The organism is Pseudomonas sp. YeP6b (assembly GCF_025642995.1).
Taxonomy (GTDB): Bacteria; Pseudomonadota; Gammaproteobacteria; order Pseudomonadales; family Pseudomonadaceae; genus Aquipseudomonas.
Genome location: NZ_CP080090.1, coordinates 5,462,712 through 5,478,288, shown reverse-complemented (window position 1 = coordinate 5,478,288; position 15,577 = coordinate 5,462,712). Strand labels below are relative to the sequence as shown.

General features: G+C 61.2%; 17 protein-coding genes and 1 pseudogene. 9 read left to right on the top strand and 9 right to left on the bottom strand.

Annotated features, from left to right (window positions below; genetic code table 11):
- Window positions 1-351 precede the first annotated feature (351 nt).
- Together arcD and KZH41_RS24750 are read left to right on the top strand one after the other, a co-directional pair.
- Window positions 352-1,779, top strand: a pseudogene (arcD, locus tag KZH41_RS24755) (arginine-ornithine antiporter).
- Window positions 1,776-2,639 carry a DNA-3-methyladenine glycosylase family protein gene (locus KZH41_RS24750; RefSeq protein ID WP_263273896.1) on the top strand — a complete coding sequence of 288 codons (864 nt, stop codon included), beginning with the start codon at window positions 1,776-1,778 and terminating at the stop codon, window positions 2,637-2,639. Before arcD ends, KZH41_RS24750 begins: the two are co-directional and overlap by 4 nt.
- Window positions 2,640-2,754: 115 nt before the next feature.
- On the opposite strand, the gene KZH41_RS24745 is transcribed toward KZH41_RS24750, so the two are convergent.
- The 7 genes from KZH41_RS24745 to KZH41_RS24715 all read right to left on the bottom strand — a co-directional run bounded on the left by KZH41_RS24745 (window position 2,755) and on the right by KZH41_RS24715 (window position 8,381).
- On the bottom strand, window positions 2,755-4,104 hold the full coding sequence (locus KZH41_RS24745) for a CoA transferase (protein ID WP_263273895.1): 1,350 nt from the start codon (window positions 4,102-4,104) through the stop codon (window positions 2,755-2,757).
- Between the two features lie 40 nt (window positions 4,105-4,144).
- On the bottom strand, window positions 4,145-5,488 hold the full coding sequence (locus tag KZH41_RS24740) for a sensor histidine kinase (RefSeq protein ID WP_094950814.1): 1,344 nt from the start codon (window positions 5,486-5,488) through the stop codon (window positions 4,145-4,147).
- 68 nt (window positions 5,489-5,556) lie between these two features.
- Window positions 5,557-6,021: an LTXXQ domain protein gene (locus KZH41_RS24735; RefSeq protein ID WP_263273894.1), complete on the bottom strand. Its 465-nt coding sequence runs from the start codon at window positions 6,019-6,021 to the stop codon at window positions 5,557-5,559.
- 249 nt (window positions 6,022-6,270) lie between these two features.
- Entirely contained in the window at window positions 6,271-6,948 is a 678-nt protein-coding gene (locus KZH41_RS24730; protein ID WP_094950816.1) for a response regulator transcription factor, read from the bottom strand.
- A gap of 7 nt (window positions 6,949-6,955) precedes the next feature.
- Window positions 6,956-7,363 carry a translation initiation factor 2 gene (locus KZH41_RS24725; protein ID WP_094950817.1) on the bottom strand — a complete coding sequence of 136 codons (408 nt, stop codon included), beginning with the start codon at window positions 7,361-7,363 and terminating at the stop codon, window positions 6,956-6,958.
- Window positions 7,364-7,483: 120 nt separating this feature from the next.
- Window positions 7,484-7,783, bottom strand: a complete 300-nt coding sequence (locus tag KZH41_RS24720; RefSeq protein ID WP_094950818.1) for a YciI family protein — start codon at window positions 7,781-7,783, stop codon at window positions 7,484-7,486.
- Between the two features lies 1 nt (window position 7,784).
- A complete protein-coding gene (locus KZH41_RS24715) occupies window positions 7,785-8,381 on the bottom strand; it encodes a septation protein A (RefSeq protein ID WP_094950819.1) in 597 nt (198 codons plus the stop codon).
- Window positions 8,382-8,468: 87 nt separating this feature from the next.
- On the opposite strand from KZH41_RS24715, the gene KZH41_RS24710 reads away from it, so the two are divergent.
- From KZH41_RS24710 to rluB, 7 genes are all read left to right on the top strand, one after another.
- Window positions 8,469-9,332: a PHP domain-containing protein gene (locus KZH41_RS24710; RefSeq protein WP_263273893.1), complete on the top strand. Its 864-nt coding sequence runs from the start codon at window positions 8,469-8,471 to the stop codon at window positions 9,330-9,332.
- A 13-nt stretch (window positions 9,333-9,345) separates the two neighbouring features.
- Entirely contained in the window at window positions 9,346-9,975 is a 630-nt protein-coding gene (locus KZH41_RS24705) for an L-threonylcarbamoyladenylate synthase (protein ID WP_094950821.1), read from the top strand.
- Between the two features lie 120 nt (window positions 9,976-10,095).
- A complete protein-coding gene (locus tag KZH41_RS24700; protein WP_173667140.1) occupies window positions 10,096-10,794 on the top strand; it encodes a segregation and condensation protein A in 699 nt (232 codons plus the stop codon).
- Between the two features lie 12 nt (window positions 10,795-10,806).
- Window positions 10,807-11,769 carry an SMC-Scp complex subunit ScpB gene (gene scpB, locus KZH41_RS24695; RefSeq protein WP_242152247.1) on the top strand — a complete coding sequence of 321 codons (963 nt, stop codon included), beginning with the start codon at window positions 10,807-10,809 and terminating at the stop codon, window positions 11,767-11,769.
- A 170-nt stretch (window positions 11,770-11,939) separates the two neighbouring features.
- A complete protein-coding gene (locus KZH41_RS24690; RefSeq protein WP_094950823.1) occupies window positions 11,940-12,335 on the top strand; it encodes a hypothetical protein in 396 nt (131 codons plus the stop codon).
- Between the two features lie 104 nt (window positions 12,336-12,439).
- On the top strand, window positions 12,440-12,631 hold the full coding sequence (locus KZH41_RS24685; protein ID WP_094950824.1) for a DUF1289 domain-containing protein: 192 nt from the start codon (window positions 12,440-12,442) through the stop codon (window positions 12,629-12,631).
- Between the two features lie 144 nt (window positions 12,632-12,775).
- Window positions 12,776-14,020 carry a 23S rRNA pseudouridine(2605) synthase RluB gene (gene rluB / locus KZH41_RS24680; protein ID WP_094950825.1) on the top strand — a complete coding sequence of 415 codons (1,245 nt, stop codon included), beginning with the start codon at window positions 12,776-12,778 and terminating at the stop codon, window positions 14,018-14,020.
- Between the two features lie 190 nt (window positions 14,021-14,210).
- Here the strand turns inward: rluB and KZH41_RS24675 are convergent, their stop codons facing one another.
- Window positions 14,211-15,170, bottom strand: coding sequence for a leucyl aminopeptidase (locus KZH41_RS24675; protein ID WP_094950826.1), 960 nt, complete (start codon window positions 15,168-15,170; stop codon window positions 14,211-14,213).
- A 73-nt stretch (window positions 15,171-15,243) separates the two neighbouring features.
- A complete protein-coding gene (locus KZH41_RS24670; RefSeq protein ID WP_003175756.1) occupies window positions 15,244-15,381 on the bottom strand; it encodes a hypothetical protein in 138 nt (45 codons plus the stop codon).
- Window positions 15,382-15,577: the final 196 nt, after the last annotated feature.

Sequence of the window (15,577 nt, the reverse complement as noted above, 5' to 3'; positions counted from 1 at the left end):
TGTGAATTAATGACTTAGGAGTAAAATCCTGGGGCGATACTTTTCCTCGCAAAAGCGCGTTCCAGAGCGCTTCTGCGTTGCAGTGATCATGTAGTCAAGAGAGTGGACTGTTGAAACTAGCCCTTTCTGCTGAATGTGCAATCTATTTCGGGACGGGTTACCAAATAGTCAGAGGCTGGCAAAGTGCCTGCCTTATTTAAAATCTAAATAAACCTAAACTTCATAAACAGTCATACCAATGCGTTATGAGCTTGACGGTTTTATCGCTGTCTTTAATAAACGCTACACTCGCTGAGTTAATTAGTTGAGTGCACGCTTGTTAGCTCAATTGTTATTTATTCAGGAGTTTGCATGTCTCAACCGGCCCCAAAGCTCAAACTCAGCGCGCTGATCGCGCTGGTGGTGGGTTCGATGATCGGCGGGGGGATTTTCTCTTTGCCGCAGAACATGGCCGCGCGCGCGGAGGTGGGCGCCGTGTTGATCGGCTGGGTGATCACCGCCGTGGGCATGCTGACCCTGGCGTTCGTGTTCCAGACCCTGGCCAACCGTAAACCCGAGTTGGATTCCGGGGTGTATGCCTACGCCAAGGCCGGGTTTGGCGATTACATGGGGTTCTCGTCGGCCTGGGGTTATTGGATCAGCGCGTGGATGGGCAATGTCGGTTACTTCGTGTTGCTGTTCAGCACCCTCGGCTACTTTTTCCCAGTGTTCGGCCAGGGCAATACGCCGGTTGCCATCGGCTGCGCGTCGCTGTTGCTGTGGGCTGTGCATTTTCTGGTGATGCGCGGGATCAAGGAGGCGGCGTTCATCAACCAGATCACTACCGTGGCGAAGATTGTGCCGTTGGTGATGTTTGTGGTCATCGCCGCCGTGGCGTTCAAAGCCGATATCTTCACTCGCGATATCTGGGGCCTGGGCAACCCGCAATTCGGCAGCGTGGTTGATCAAGTGCGCAACATGATGCTGGTCACCGTATTTGTATTTATTGGTATCGAGGGCGCCAGCGTGTATTCGGCGCGGGCCGAGAAACGTTCGGACGTCGGCCGGGCCACGGTTATAGGATTTCTTGGGGTGCTGGCGCTGCTGGTGCTGGTGAATGTGTTGTCCCTGGGGATCATGAGCCAGCCGGAGTTGGCGCAATTGCAAAACCCGTCCCTGGCGGGTGTGCTGGAACATATCGTCGGGCCGTGGGGCGCGATGGCGATCAGCATCGGCCTGGCGGTTTCGTTGCTCGGCGCCTTGCTGTCCTGGGCGCTGCTGTGTGCGGAAATCCTCTAGGCCACCGCCCATGACAAGACCATGCCGGCCTTCCTGAAGAAGGAAAACGCCAACCAGGTACCGGTCAACGCGCTGTGGCTGACCAATGTAATGATCCAGATCTTTCTGGTGATCACGCTGTTTTCCCACAGCACCTACACCACGCTGATTTACCTGGCCTCGTCGATGATTCTGGTGTCGTACCTGTGGTCGGCGGCGTATGCGGTGCTGCTCAGCGGGCGCGGCGAAACCTACGAAGGCGCCCGGCGCCAGCGCATGCAGGACTTGCTGGTGGGCCTGATCGCGCTGGTTTATGCGCTGTGGCTGCTCTACGCGGGGGGCCTGAAGTACCTGATGCTCTCGGCGCTGCTGTATGCGCCCGGTGTGATCCTGTTTGCCCTGGCCAAGCGCGAGCAGGGCCAGCCCTTGTTTACCCACGTGGAAAAAGGCATTTTCAGCTGCGTGGTCGCGGGCGCGGGGCTGGCGGCGTATGGGCTGTATAGCGGGGTGTTGTCGTTGTGAGACTGGCGTATCAGGCGCCCTATGACTGGGCGGCGATGGTGGGCTTTTTGTCGGCGCGGGCGATCACGGGGTTGGAGACTGTTGAGGCTGGCGTCTATCGGCGCAGTATCAGCGTGAATGGGCTGCTCGGCTGGATCAGCGTGGCGCCGGGCGCGGGCGACTGGCTGGAAGTGGATGTTGAGTTTCCTGACGCTGCGGCGCTGCCCGAGATCGAGCGGCGCCTGAGGGCTATGTTCGATCTGGATGCCCGGCCCGAGTTGATCAATGCGCAATTGGCTGTTGACCCGCTGATGGCGCAGTTGGTTGCGGTCCGCCCCGGCCTGCGCGTGCCAGGCACTTGGGACGGGTTGGAACTGGCAATTCGCGCAGTCCTGGGCCAGCAGATCACGGTGGTCGCGGCGATTCGCCTGGCGGGCAAGTTGGTGGCCCAGTATGGCCAGCCATTGCAAACCCCATACGCCGGTATCACGCACGTTTTCCCGACGGCTGAAGTTTTGGCAGCGGCGGATTTGGCCACGCTGGGCATGCCGAAAGCACGGGGGCGTACCTTGTCCGGGGTGGCCCTGGCGTTGTTGGATGATTCGCAGCTGTTTGAGCCCAAGGCCAGCCTCCAGGAAGGCGTGGCGCGGTTGGTGGCCTTGGCGGGGATTGGTGACTGGACGGCGCAGTACATCGCCATGCGCCAGTTGCGTGAGCCGGATGCGTTTGCGTCAGGGGATATTGGCTTGATCAATGCGTTGGCGGCGCTGGAGGGTGGGCCGGTCAGTGCGCGCGAGTTGCTGGCGCGGGCTGAGGCGTGGCGGCCGTTGAGGGCGTATGCGGCGCAGCATTTGTGGACGTCGTTGAGCCGGGTGGATTAGTGGCGTCTGGGAGGGCCTTATCGCGGGCAAGCCCGGCTCCCACAGTTGACCGAGTTGTCTGAACGGTACTCGGTCAACGGTGGGAGCTGGCTTGCCTGCGATAGCGGACTTCAAGTCACCACTGAGCCCGATGTGAACCCAATTCCCCCGCCGGCAAATCCCACTGCAACGGCGTACCACTGATGCTCACCGGCGCCAGCAACCGATGGGCCAGGCCCCACGCCGTCTGCTCCTCCACCACACCTTGATCACTCGGTTCTTCGGCCCGCAACGCCGGCTGCTCCGGCACTTGCCCGGCCTCCACCAGCAACTTCGCCGTACGCGCCAATGATAACCGCGCCGCGCCGCCACGCCCGGTGTTCAAGCGTTCGCTCAACGCCTGAATCGCACTGGCCGCCATCAAATACCCAGTGGCATGATCCAACGCCTGCAACGGCAGCGGCACCGGTTTGTCCGCGTGTTTCCAGGCCATGCCCGCGTCGGCAATCCCGCTGCTCATCTGCACCAGGCTGTCGAAGCCGCGCCGATTGCGCCACGGGCCGCTCCAGCCGTAGGCGTTGAGGCTTACGTCGATCAGGCCGGGGGCGAGGGTTTGCAGTTTAGCGGCGGTGTAGCCCAGTTGCTCAAGGGCGTCGGCGCGGTAGCCGTGGAACAGAATGTCGGCGGACTTGAGCAAGCTTTCAAACACTTGTCGGCCTTCGGGGCTTTTCAGGTCGAGGCGTGCGCAGCGTTTGCCCAGGGTCATTTCCGGCACTACGCCGGGTTCGTTCCAGGTCGGTGAGTCGATGCGCAGCACATCGGCGCCCAGCCCCGCGAGGAAACGACTGGCCACGGGGCCGGCCAGCACGCGGGTCAAGTCCAGCACTTTAATGCCCGCCAGCGGGCGCGCTACCGAGCCGAGCCAGGGTTTGTCGGTGGTGGGGTCGAAGGTCTGGCGCTGCACCAGCGCTTCGGTATTCACCGCCAACCCTTGGGGATGGGTTTGCCAGGCCTGCCATGAACGCATCTGCGCCGCGCAGCCGCCGGCCTCGACAATCGCCTGTTCCAGTTCGGCGGCGTTCCATGTCGCAACGTTGCTGGCCATCTCGGCGCGGTCATTGACCTTGCCCAATACGCGCTCGGCGGCGGCTCGGTGGTGCGGCGCATTGGTGTGTAAACGAATCCAGCCATCGGCGCTGGCGTAGTCACCGGCTACCGGGTCCCATAACGGCGGCGTTTGCCAGCCCACGGGGCGAATCGAGGACGAGAACCAGAAGGAGGCGAGGCGCCGGTCCACACTGACGCTGGGCAAACGCCCGGTCTGTTGGCGGATCAATTCGGCGATGGCCTGGCCGGCAGCGCCGAGGCTGGCACTGGCCAGTTCGGTCACGGCAAAGGCCGAGGGCAAGGCGCCAGCCTCCGTGAAGGTCAATGGGGTGTGTGGTAGGTCGAGTGCGGCTTGGATGGGAGTCAGCAGGTCAGTCATCAAAGGCCCTCCGTAAGAGAAGGGCCACTATAGAAGATCCTCACACCGGTGTGACAACCCCCGGCGCCAACGGCAGGTCGATGCTGGCGATAAAACCACCGTCGGGGTGGTTGGCCAGGATCAGGCTGCCGCCATGGCGTTCCGCCGCGCGCCTGGCAATCGCCAGCCCCAGGCCGTGGCCTTGGGCCGTTTGGCCGGGGGCGCGGTAAAACGGCTCGCCCAGTTGGTTCAGGTGTTCGGCGTCGACACCGGGGCCATGGTCACGCACGCTGATCAGAATTCGCTCGCCTTGGCACTGCGCGCGTAACTCGATCGGCAAGCCCTGCGGGTTGAAGCGCTGGGCGTTGCGCAGCAGGTTATCCACCGCGCGTTCGATCATGGTCGGCCAGCCCTTGAGTAGCAGTTCGTTGTCGGCGGTCAGTTGCACCGTCTGGTCGGGCGCGCTCAGCTGGGCGTCCTTTTGCAGGGTCTTGAGCAGCGTGTTGAGGTCCACGTCTTCGGCACTGGCGTTGTCGGCATCGACGCGGGCCAGCACCAGGATTTCGCTGATCAAGGCTTCCAGGCGATCACATTCACGGGTCAGGCGTGGCCAGAGTCTTTCGCGTTCTTCGGGGCTGGCGCGTTCGGCCAACGCCAGGGCGATGCGCAAACGGGCCAGGGGCGAGCGCAGTTCATGGGACACGTCGCGCAGCAACTGGCGCTGGCTGCCGATCAGGCTTTGCAGGCGTGCGCCCATGCGGTTGAAGTCGGTGGCCAAGACGCCGAACTCATCGCGCCGGTTGGCCAGGCGCGCCAGGCTGTTTTGCTGGTAGGTGGTCTGGCCCAAGTCATGCACCGCGCCGCGCAGGCGGCTGAGTGGGCGGGTGATGGACAGCGTCACCAGCAGGCTGAACAGGGTCAGTACCACCAGCGCAATCGCCAGCGCGCTCAGCGGCCAGAGCAGGCTGCTGCGGTGCCAGGCGTCCAGTTCCGGGTGTGGGATGCGGTAGATCAGCAGGTAGGTGTCGCCGGTTTTCTCGCTGGTGTACTCGGCGGTCAAGCGGCGCCAGGGCAGGTGGCCGTCCTGGCTGTCATTCTGGCGCGCCTCGAAGGCTGCGGCGCGCCGGGGGAAGGTGCCGCGCACCACCGGCTCGCCGCTTTCATTCAGCACTTGCACGTCGATGTGATACTGGCGTTTGCGTTGTTGCAGCAAATCCTGGGCCGCGTCCTCGCCCTGGGCTTCGTAGAGTTGCGTCCACTCTTGCGCCAGGTTGTTGAGGCCGGGGTGGCGGCTGAGAATCCAGGCGTCCTGGTTGAGCATGTGCCCAAGCAGGATCGACAGCCCGGCAACCAGGGCGATGGCCAGCCAGAAACTGGCCAGGATGCGCCAGAACAATGAACGCACAGGAAACCCTCAAACAGGAAAAGCCCAGCGGCGTGAGCCACTGGGCTGGGGGAGTTAACGCTCGCGCATTATTGCGCTTTTTGCGGCTGCTGGGCTTTCCAGGCTTGGAATTCCTTCCACTCGGCGCGACGTTCGGCTTGTTTCTTGACGATCTCGTCGAATTTCTTCTGTTGATCGGGTTTCAGCACGGCGCGGATGTCGGCCTGGGTTTTTTGCTTGCCGGCGGCGATTTCGTCCTGCATGGCTTTCTGGTCTGCGGCTGGGAGTTTGTCCAGGTACTTTTTGACCAGGTCTTTGCGAGCGTGCCATTGGTCGCCCATCAGTTTGCCGATTTGCTGGCGTTGTTCGCGGCTCAGGTCGAGCTGGCTGAAGGGGCCGCCTTTGCCACGCGGACCGTGTTCGCCGCCGTGGCCTGGGCCACCCATCATGTGGCCTTCAGGGCCGCCCATCGAGCCTGGGCCTTCTGGCATGGCGGCCATGGCGATGGTTGGCAGGGCAGCGGCGAACATCAAAGCGATAAGGGTCTTGCGCATGGTGATTCTCCTGTCTCTATTCCGGTGAGTCCGGATGTGAGTAGGTTACGCAGATCAAGGTCAGCGGCGGTCAGGTGAGGGTAAAGCTTGGGTAAAGAGGGTTTTGGTGGGGGCTGACAAAACCATTGAGCCGCAGGCGATTAATTGTGGGAGCTGGCTTGCCTGCGATGCGGACACCTCGGTTTTTCAGTGGCACCCAGTTGATGCCATCGCAGGCAAGCCAGCTCCCACAGGGGAGCGGTGTTGCGTTCAGAGGCTGTAGTAGTACCCGCGACTACGCAACGCCACGATCCGTGGCCGGCCATCCGGGTGTGGGCCGATCTTCTTGCGCAGGTTGCTGACGTGCATGTCCAGGCTGCGATCGTAAAGGGTCAGCTTGCGGCCCAGGGCGATCTGCGCCAGTTCCTGCTTGTCCAGCGGCTCGCCGGGCTGGCGCAGCAAGGCTTCGAGCAGGCGGCTTTCGGAGACGGTGAGGGCGAATTCCTGTTCATCGATGGTGACCACTCCGCGCACTGGGCTAAAGCACAGGTCGCCCAGTTCCAGCTGGGTCGACACGGCGGTCGGGTGGCTGCGGCGCAGCACGGCACGTAGGCGCGCAGTCAGTTCGCGCGGGTCGCAGGGCTTGGCCAGGTAATCATCGGCACCCAGTTCCAGGCCGAGGATGCGGTCCAGCGGCTCGCCACGGGCCGAGAGCATCAGCACCGGCAAGTCCGGGTGGTCGTTGCGCAGCTGTTTGAGCAACTCCAGGCCACTGCCGTCTGGCAGCATCACGTCAAGCACCACCGCCGCCGGGGCGCTGTCGGCCAAGGCTTTGCGCGCGCTCAAGCCGTCGTGGCAGGCGCGCACCTGGAAACCTTCCTGGCTCAGCCAACTGGTCAGCAGCTCACAGAGCTCCTGGTCATCATCTATCAGTAACAGCTCGCTCATGACTCACTCAATTTAGCCATTGTCGACGGCGACGGTGCCCACCGCTGGCGAAGATCCCGCACAGCAACGCGATCAGTGCGACGGCCCCACCGGTGACAAACCACTGCTGTTGCTCGGTCAGCCAGCGGGTCAAGGCGCCGCCCTGTGTTTCTTTGAGTTGCTGGGCCAGGCGTTGGTTCTCCTGGCGCAAGCGATTCAGTTGGGCGCTTTCGCGGGCAGCGTCTGCGGTTTGCAGTTGCTTGCTCAACGCTTCACGCAGGCGTTCGCTTTCTTTCAAACGTTGCTGCAATTCGGTGATCTGGCTGCCGGCACTCAAAGACAAGGGCGTGGAACTGCCGGTGTTCGAGGTTTCTTCAGCGTGGGCCGTAGCCCCGATCGTTAACACTGCCAACAGACACAACTGACGTAAGCGCATCGGAACTCCTGATTCCACACGAATATTCAGAACGTTGTCGGCAGGTTACCCAGAATAATGAGCAATTAGGAGCGCGCCGAACGCAATTGCTTCGGCGCGACTTTACTCAAGAAAGCTTGTTTAAGGCAGGACTTGCTTAAACGGCTTGATCACCACATCCGCGTAGACACCCGCCGCGATATACGGGTCGGCCTTGGCCCAGGCTTGGGCGTCGGCGAGGGAGGCGAACTCGGCGATGATCAAGCTACCGGTGAAACCCGCCGCGCCTGGGTCATTGCTGTCCACTGCCGGGTGCGGACCGGCCAGCACCAGGCGGCCTTCGGCTTGCAGTACTTTGAGGCGCTCCACGTGAGCCGGTCGCACGCTCAGGCGTTTTTCCAGCGAGTTGGCAACGTCGGTAGCAATGATGGCGTAGAGCATGTCAGTCCTCGGTTTTCGGCGTAGTAGGGTCGGTGTCATGCAGGTGGCGCGACAGGTAGATGCCCTGGCCGATTAGGAACAATACGGTCAGGCCCAGGCTGCCGAACACCTTGAAGTCAACCCAGTAGTCTTGGAAGGTAAAGGCCACGAACAGGTTGGCGGCGCCGCAGAACAGGAAAAACACGACCCAGGCCACGTTCAAACGTGTCCACACCGGCTCCGGCAGGGTCAGCGCGTGGCCCATGATCCGCTTGATCAGCAGGCGATCACCGATGAAGTGGCTGCCGATAAACGCCAGGGCGAACAGCCAGTTCACCACCGGGGCTTTCCATTTAAGGAAGGTTTCGCTGTGGAAGGCCAGGGTCAGGCTGCCGAAGACCAGGCAGGCGACCAGGGTCAGCCATTGGCTTTTCTCGAGTTTGCGTTGGGAGATGAAGAGGGCGCCGTAGACCACCAAAGAGCTGATGATCAGTACCGCGGTGGCGCTGTAGATGCCTCCGACGTTCAGCTCATGGCCGGCGATATCGATGACCCTGGGGTCGAGTTTGTAAACGATGAAAAACAGCAACAGCGGGATGAAGTCGATGAATTGTTTCACAGTAAGAGCCAGAAGCTGGATGTGGCGGCATAATAACAAACATCCTTGGTAGCGAAAGCGCCAGCTGACTTGAGGTTACACACTTCCGTGAATGTTGATTTGCACTGCCACAGCACGGCCTCCGACGGCGCCCTGGCGCCCGCGGTACTGGTTGCGCGTGCGTTTGAAAAAGGCGTGCGAGTTCTGTCGTTGACCGACCACGACACCCTCGAAGGCCTCGATGAGGCCCGTACGGCGGCGCATGCGTTGGGCATGCAGCTGGTCAACGGCGTGGAATTGTCCTGCACCTGGGGCGGCGCCACTATTCATGTGCTCGGTTACGGCTTTGATCAAAACGCTCCAGCGTTAGTCGCAGCCATCGCCCAATTGCACGATGGCCGCTGGCTGCGGTCCGAAGAAATAAGCCGCAAGCTCGGCCTTAAAGGCATGCCCAATGCCCTCGATGGCGCCCGCGCCATCCAGCAGGAACTGGGCGACAGCGGCAATGCACCGGCCCGGCCGCACTTTGCCGACTGGATGGTGCGTGAAGGTTTTGTTAAGGACCGCGCCGAAGCCTTTCGCAAATGGCTGGGCGCCGGCAAGTTGGGTGACGTCAAGCAACACTGGCCGACCCTGGAAGACACCGTCGGCACCCTGCGGGCCGCCGGGGCATGGGTTAGCCTGGCGCATCCTTGGCATTACGATTTCACCCGCAGCAAGCGCCGCAAGCTGATTGCCGACTATATTGGAGCGGGTGGCCACGCAATCGAAGTGGTCAACGGGCACCAGCCCGCCGAACAGGTGGGCAGCCTGGCGATTCTTGCGCGCGAATTTGGTCTGCTGGTCAGCGCCGGCAGTGATTTTCATGGCCCAGGCGGCTGGTCCGAGATTGGCGAGTATCGCCAGGTCCCGGAAGACCTGCCGCTGTTGTGGGGGCGATTCAAGCATGACCCCATTATTGCCACCGTCTGAACAGGTAGAGCAAGTGAGTCAATTCTTCCAGATTCATCCGGAAAACCCGCAAGCGCGCCTGATTAAACAGGCCGTGGAGATCATTCGCGCCGGCGGCGTGGTGATCTACCCAACCGACTCGTCCTACGCGATTGGTTGCCAGATCGGCGACAAGAACGCGGTTGAACGGGTCAGACGCCTGCGTAACCTGGACAAGAACCACAACTTTGCGCTGATCTGCAGCGATTTGTCCCAGTTGGGCCTGTTCGCCAAGGTCGACACCGGCACCTTCCGCCTGCTCAAAGCCCATACGCCGGGGCCTTACACCTTTATTCTGAATGCCACCCGCGAAGTGCCGCGGCTGTTGCTGCACCCTAAGAAGCGCACCATCGGCCTGCGCGTGCCGGAACATCCGATTGCCCTGGCGTTGCTGGCTGAGCTGGGTGAGCCGTTGATGAGCGTGTCGTTGATCCTGCCCGGCGAAGAAGAGCCGTTGTACGACCCTTACGAAATGCGCCGCCTGCTGGAGAAACACGTCGACCTGATCATCGACGGCGGCTACGGCGGCAATAAAGCCTCCACCGTGATCAACCTGGCCGATGGCGAGCCGCAAGTGGTGCGGGTGGGCTGCGGCGACCCGACGCCCTTTATGGTCGAGGCCTGAATGTCGGTGGTGGAAACTGTCGACAGCCAGGCCGGCGCCCAGCAGGAACTGCCCTTTGCCATGGTGTATGGCCAGGCAGTCCTGGAAATGCCGCTGGATTTGTACATCCCGCCGGACGCCCTGGAGGTGTTCCTTGAAGCCTTCGAAGGCCCGCTGGACTTGCTGCTGTACCTGATCCGCAAACAGAACATCAACATCCTCGACATCCCCGTGGCGGAAATTACCCGCCAGTACATGGGCTATGTCGAGTTGATGCAGACGGTGCGCCTGGAGCTGGCGGCCGAGTACCTAGTGATGGCCGCCATGCTCGCCGAGATCAAGTCGCGCATGCTGTTGCCGCGCTCGGAGACCATCGAGGCCGAAGAAGACGACCCGCGCGCCGAACTGATCCGCCGCCTGCAAGAGTACGAGCGCTTCAAGGCGGCTGCCGAAGGCATCGACGGCTTGAGCCGCGTTGGCCGTGATGTGGTGGTGCCCAAGCTCGACGCCCCGGAAGCCCGGGCGCGCAAGCTATTGCCGGACGTGAGCCTGGAAGAATTGCTGATGTCCATGGCCGAAGTACTGCGCCGTGGCGACATGTTTGAAAGCCATCAGGTCAGCCGCGAGGCCTTGTCGACCCGCGAGCGCATGAGCGATGTGCTTGAGCGCCTCAAGGGGGGCGGGTTTGTACCCTTTGTCGAGCTGTTCACCAAAGAAGAAGGGCGTCTGGGGGTGGTGGTGACCTTTATGGCGGTGCTTGAACTGGTCAAGGAATCCTTGGTCGAGCTGGTCCAGAATGAGCCTTTTGCGGCTATCCACGTGCGGGCGCGAGCCGAATAAAGAGCTGAATCGATGAATTTGACTGAACCCCGCGAACTGGCGCCGCTGCTGGAAGCCTTTCTCCTGGCCTCGGGTAAACCGCAATCCCTGGAGCGCCTGTTCGAACTCTTTGAAGAGGCTGAGCGCCCTGAGCCGCCTGTGTTCAAGAAGGCCCTGGAAATCCTGCGCAAGTCCTGCGACGGCCGTGCGTTTGAGTTGCGCGAAGTGGCGTCGGGTTATCGCCTGCAGATTCGTGAGAAGTTTTCCCCGTGGGTCGGTCGCTTGTGGGAAGAGCGCCCGCAGCGTTATTCACGGGCAATGCTGGAGACCATGGCGTTGATCGCCTATCGCCAGCCGATCACTCGGGGCGAGATCGAGGACGTGCGCGGCGTGGCGGTCAACAGCCACATCGTCAAGACACTGCTGGAGCGCGAGTGGATCCGCATCGTTGGCTACCGTGACGTGCCCGGCAAGCCGGCGATGTTCGCCACCACCAAGGTGTTCCTCGACCACTTCAACCTGAAAAACCTCGACGACCTGCCGCCGTTGGCCGAACTGCGCGAGATGGAAACTGAGCCGGTGCTGGACTTCGACGACGCGCCGGTCCCGGCCAGCTTGCAGGAACTGGCAGACGCCACGGCAGAGCCGGAAGAACCAAAGGATGAAACCAGCTTCCACACCTTGTTGCTGGAACTGGACGACATGGAGCAGGGGATCAAGACCGACTTCGACGACTTGCTGCGTGACGGTGCGGTTGAGCCTGAAACTCAGGTGAACGTTGAAAACGAGCCTGAGGTCGATAGTGAAGCTGAGGCCGAACCCGAACCCGAACCCGAAATCGAGCCTGAGGAAGACATTCTCGGTGTGGCCGAAGCTCGCGAGAAGCTCCTGGCCGCTGTCGCCGCCTTGGGGCAACCCGAATTGAGTGACGAAGAGGCTGAAGCACAAGCGTTGGCCGAAGCCATCGAAAACGAGCGCCGCTCGTTTGAGCCCTGACTCACCCGCAGGGCCGAGCCGTCAGCCAGCTGCGTGGCAGGCGTGTTACCTGTTAGTTCTGACAGTTGTTTGGTTGTGACGCGCGGCGTTTACTCGCTAAGCGCCATTACGGCTGTGCCGTTTCATTCGTGGTGGTTGTAATCCCGTTCTTTTGACTTGGATGACCCTTCATGAAAATTACTCGTCAACGCATCACTGCCTCGCTGGGCGTGATGGCTTTAATCGGTTCGGCTGTTTTTACCTGCGCTTATGCGGTGGCAGCGACGTACAACCCACTCAGTGGCGACGTCAGCGTCAACATTGTCGCGGGTGCCGCGCCCACTGGCGCTATTGGTCTGAGCGCCGGGCCTACGGGTGTAGAACGCGCCGTTTACTATCGCCCTGGTTCCTCTGACGCGCTGTGGATCGGTGCGTCCAACACGTTGCCTCAGGGATGCAAACCCACTGAATTCAAGGATGATGACGGCACTGCGATTCCGGTCTGGGTCAAGTTGAAATGCAATGCAGAAGACTGGCAAGGCAAACTGTCCAAGACGGGTAAGGTATTCAGCGTCAAGCGCCTCTGATACAGGCCGCTGTGTTTTGATCGTTCCCACGCTCTGCGTGGGAACGCCTCCTGGACGCTCTGTGTCCGTTTGTGACGCGTAGCGTGGGAACGAGAGTTATAGCGATGATTTCCACCAAAGACCCTTGCATCAGCATCTGCAAATTCAGCGACGACATCTGCGTCGGCTGTGGCCGCAGCAAGGGCGAAATCCGCGCCTGGAAGAAACTCGACAAAGTCGACAAACGCACGGTACTGGCCGAAGCCGAGCTGCGGCTGCTGGCGCTGGGCGCCACCGGTCGGCGGAAAAGCAAATGACTTGGGCGTTATCGACTAGTCTCTGATGCGTAACGCGCGCCATGCGCGTATGATTCGCGACCCTTTGGCGACGTATTCGGCCAAAGCCCCGCTTTCAACACTCTTCAGGCCACGCCTGAATCGACCCACCGGGAGGTGCTTAAGATGAACGACCAAGACCAGAACGACAGCCAGGAAATCGGCCCAGCAGGCGAAAAACTGCAAAAGGTGCTGGCGCGTATCGGCGTGGGCTCGCGCCGCGACGTCGAAGCCTGGATCACCCAGAAGCGCATCAAGGTCAACAGCGTAGAAGCCACCCTTGGCCAGCGCGTCGACCTGCACGATGCAATCACCATTGATGGCAAGGTCATCAAGCGTGAAGAGGCCGCCGAATCGGTGCGCCGCGTGATCATGTACAACAAGCCTGATGGCGAAATCTGCACCCGTGACGACCCGGAAGGCCGTCCGACCGTGTTCGACAAGATGCCTAAGCCTAAAGAAGGCCGCTGGATCAACATCGGCCGTCTGGACATCAACACCACCGGCTTGCTGATGTTCACCACCGACGGTGAACTGGCCAACCGCCTGATGCACCCGTCCTACGAGATGGACCGCGAGTACGCGGTGCGTGTACGTGGCGAAGTCGATGACGAGATGATCGAGCGCTTGAAAGCCGGCGTGGTCCTTGAAGACGGCCCGGCCAAGTTCACCGACATCAAGCAGGCGCCCGGCGGCGAAGGTTTCAACCACTGGTACCACTGCGTGGTGATGGAAGGCCGTAACCGTGAAGTACGTCGCCTGTGGGAATCCCAGGGCCTGGTGGTTAGCCGCCTGAAGCGCGTGCGTTTCGGCCCGGTGTTCTTGAACTCCGACCTGCCGATGGGCCGCTGGCGCGAAATGAGCCAGTACGAAGTCGACATCCTCAGCGCTGAAGTCGGCCTGACGCCGGTTGCTATGCCGCAGATGAACGCCAAGAGCAAAGACAAGCTTGAGCGTATGCAGCGTAAATCGTCGCGCCCTGTGGCGCGCACCGAACGTGTTGCCCGCACCCTGCGCCCCGCGCTGAATGCACCGGCCACCGGCGGTCGTATCTCCCGTGAGCCGCACATCGAAGGCGAGCGTCGCCCAACGGCGCCGTCCCGTCAGGAAGGCGAGCGTGCACCGCGCACCCCGCGCCCTGCGCGTGGTGGCGAAGCCCCAAGTGGCGGTCGCGGTAACCGTGGTGAAGGCCGTGGTGCTCCGGCATCCGACCGCCCAGCCGACAGCGCCAACACCAAGCGCCCAGCCAAGCCCGCGCCGAAAAAGCGTCCAGGCTTGAAACTGGTCGCCGACGAGCCATCGGGCAAGCGCCGTGGCGCCCCGGCGGGTTCCGGTCAGCGTCCTGGTTTTGGTCGCAAGAAGCCGCAGTGATGTAACGGCTGCACAAAAACGCCAACCTTAGGGTTGGCGTTTTTTTTGGTCTCAATTTGGCAATCCATTCAAGTGTGGGAGCTGGCTTGCCTGCGATGGCATCACCGCAGTCTGTCTGATAGACCGAGGTGCCTATATCGCAGGCAAGCCAGCTCCCACATTGATCCTCAGTGTCTCTGGTATTTGGGCTCTAAAATGCAAACGTCCCATCAAACACTGGCTTGTCATCCAGTGCCAACACCCCGCTGGCAAAGATCAAATCCAAATGATGGCTGCCTTTCTGCCCGCCACCCAAGCCCAGGTGCAAACCGCAGTGGCGCTCTTCAAACCCGGCGTTGCGCGCATACAAATCCTTGACCCCTTCATTGGTGCCAATCCCCAGCTCTTCCACGCGGCGGTTGGACGGGTTGGCATTCAGGTATTTGTTGAAGTCATCCGCCAGCCCCGGCACGTCGCTGGCCACGCTGCAAATCGTCGAGTTCTCGATCCACAGCTCCAGCGGTGATTGCAGCACGCCGTATTTGCGCGCAAACGGAATGGTGCTCAGAAAGGTGCCGACAAACCGCACCTGGCCGTTGATGGCCTCGCTGTGGGTGGCGATCTCGCCCGGCGCCAGGTCGTGGTTGCCGACGCCGTTGATATTGGTCCACTTCTTGATGCTGCTCATCGGCGCTTCCAGGCGTGAGCCGTGCTTGTCGGTAAAGCTCAGCACGTTGGCCTGGGACATGCGCCGGATCAGCGTGGCGTTGAGGTCGGCAATGCGCTGTGGCTCGACGCTGAAGGTGTCGTAGAAGTAGTCGCCATAATCCTTGAACAGCAGGGATTTCTTCCAGTGCTCAGCCATCACGCCGTGCAGGGCGCGGATGAAGTCCGGGCCTTCGGCGCGTGGGTTGGGCAGGGTCGAGGAGTCGTAGAGAAACAGGTACAGGTCGCAGGCTTCGATGGCTTGGGCCAGGGTCTCGCTGGCGGCCAGGTCCAGGCGCTGCACCTGGAAATTGAAGCGGGCGGCGCTGCCATGGGTGATCGTTTGGGCGATGGCGTCGTAGCGCTCGGTATGGCCCAGCAGCACGGTAGGGCGGCTCAGGCCGTTGAGGGCCGGGTGGTGTGCGAGGTAGTAGAGAAAGTGTTCGACGGCGCGGGCCTTGTCCATGACGTGTGTCCTTGTGTGCCTTGGGTAAGGGGGCAGATGCCGTGCACTGCATCTGCCGGATGCCTGCCGGGTGTTAGAAAGGCCACATCGCCGTGCCAAATGGCACAACGGCATCGGCTTGCATCATTTCAACGGCGGCCTCATGGGTCGGCGCTTCAAACCAATCGTCGAGTTGCAGTTCGGTTTCCAGGTCGTTTTCCAGTGCTTGCATGGTGTATCTCCTAGAGGACGTTGTTTGAGAACGGCTTGCCAGCGGGCTTCGCTGGGCAAGTGGAAGAACCTAGGCGAGAGTGTTTCGGAATGCAAAAAATTTATTGACACGGTCTCATTTGGATTTTTTCTTCTGTTTTTTCATCGCTTATGTTTTTCCAGAAAAAACAGCGAGCTGGCTGAACCGATTGATCAGA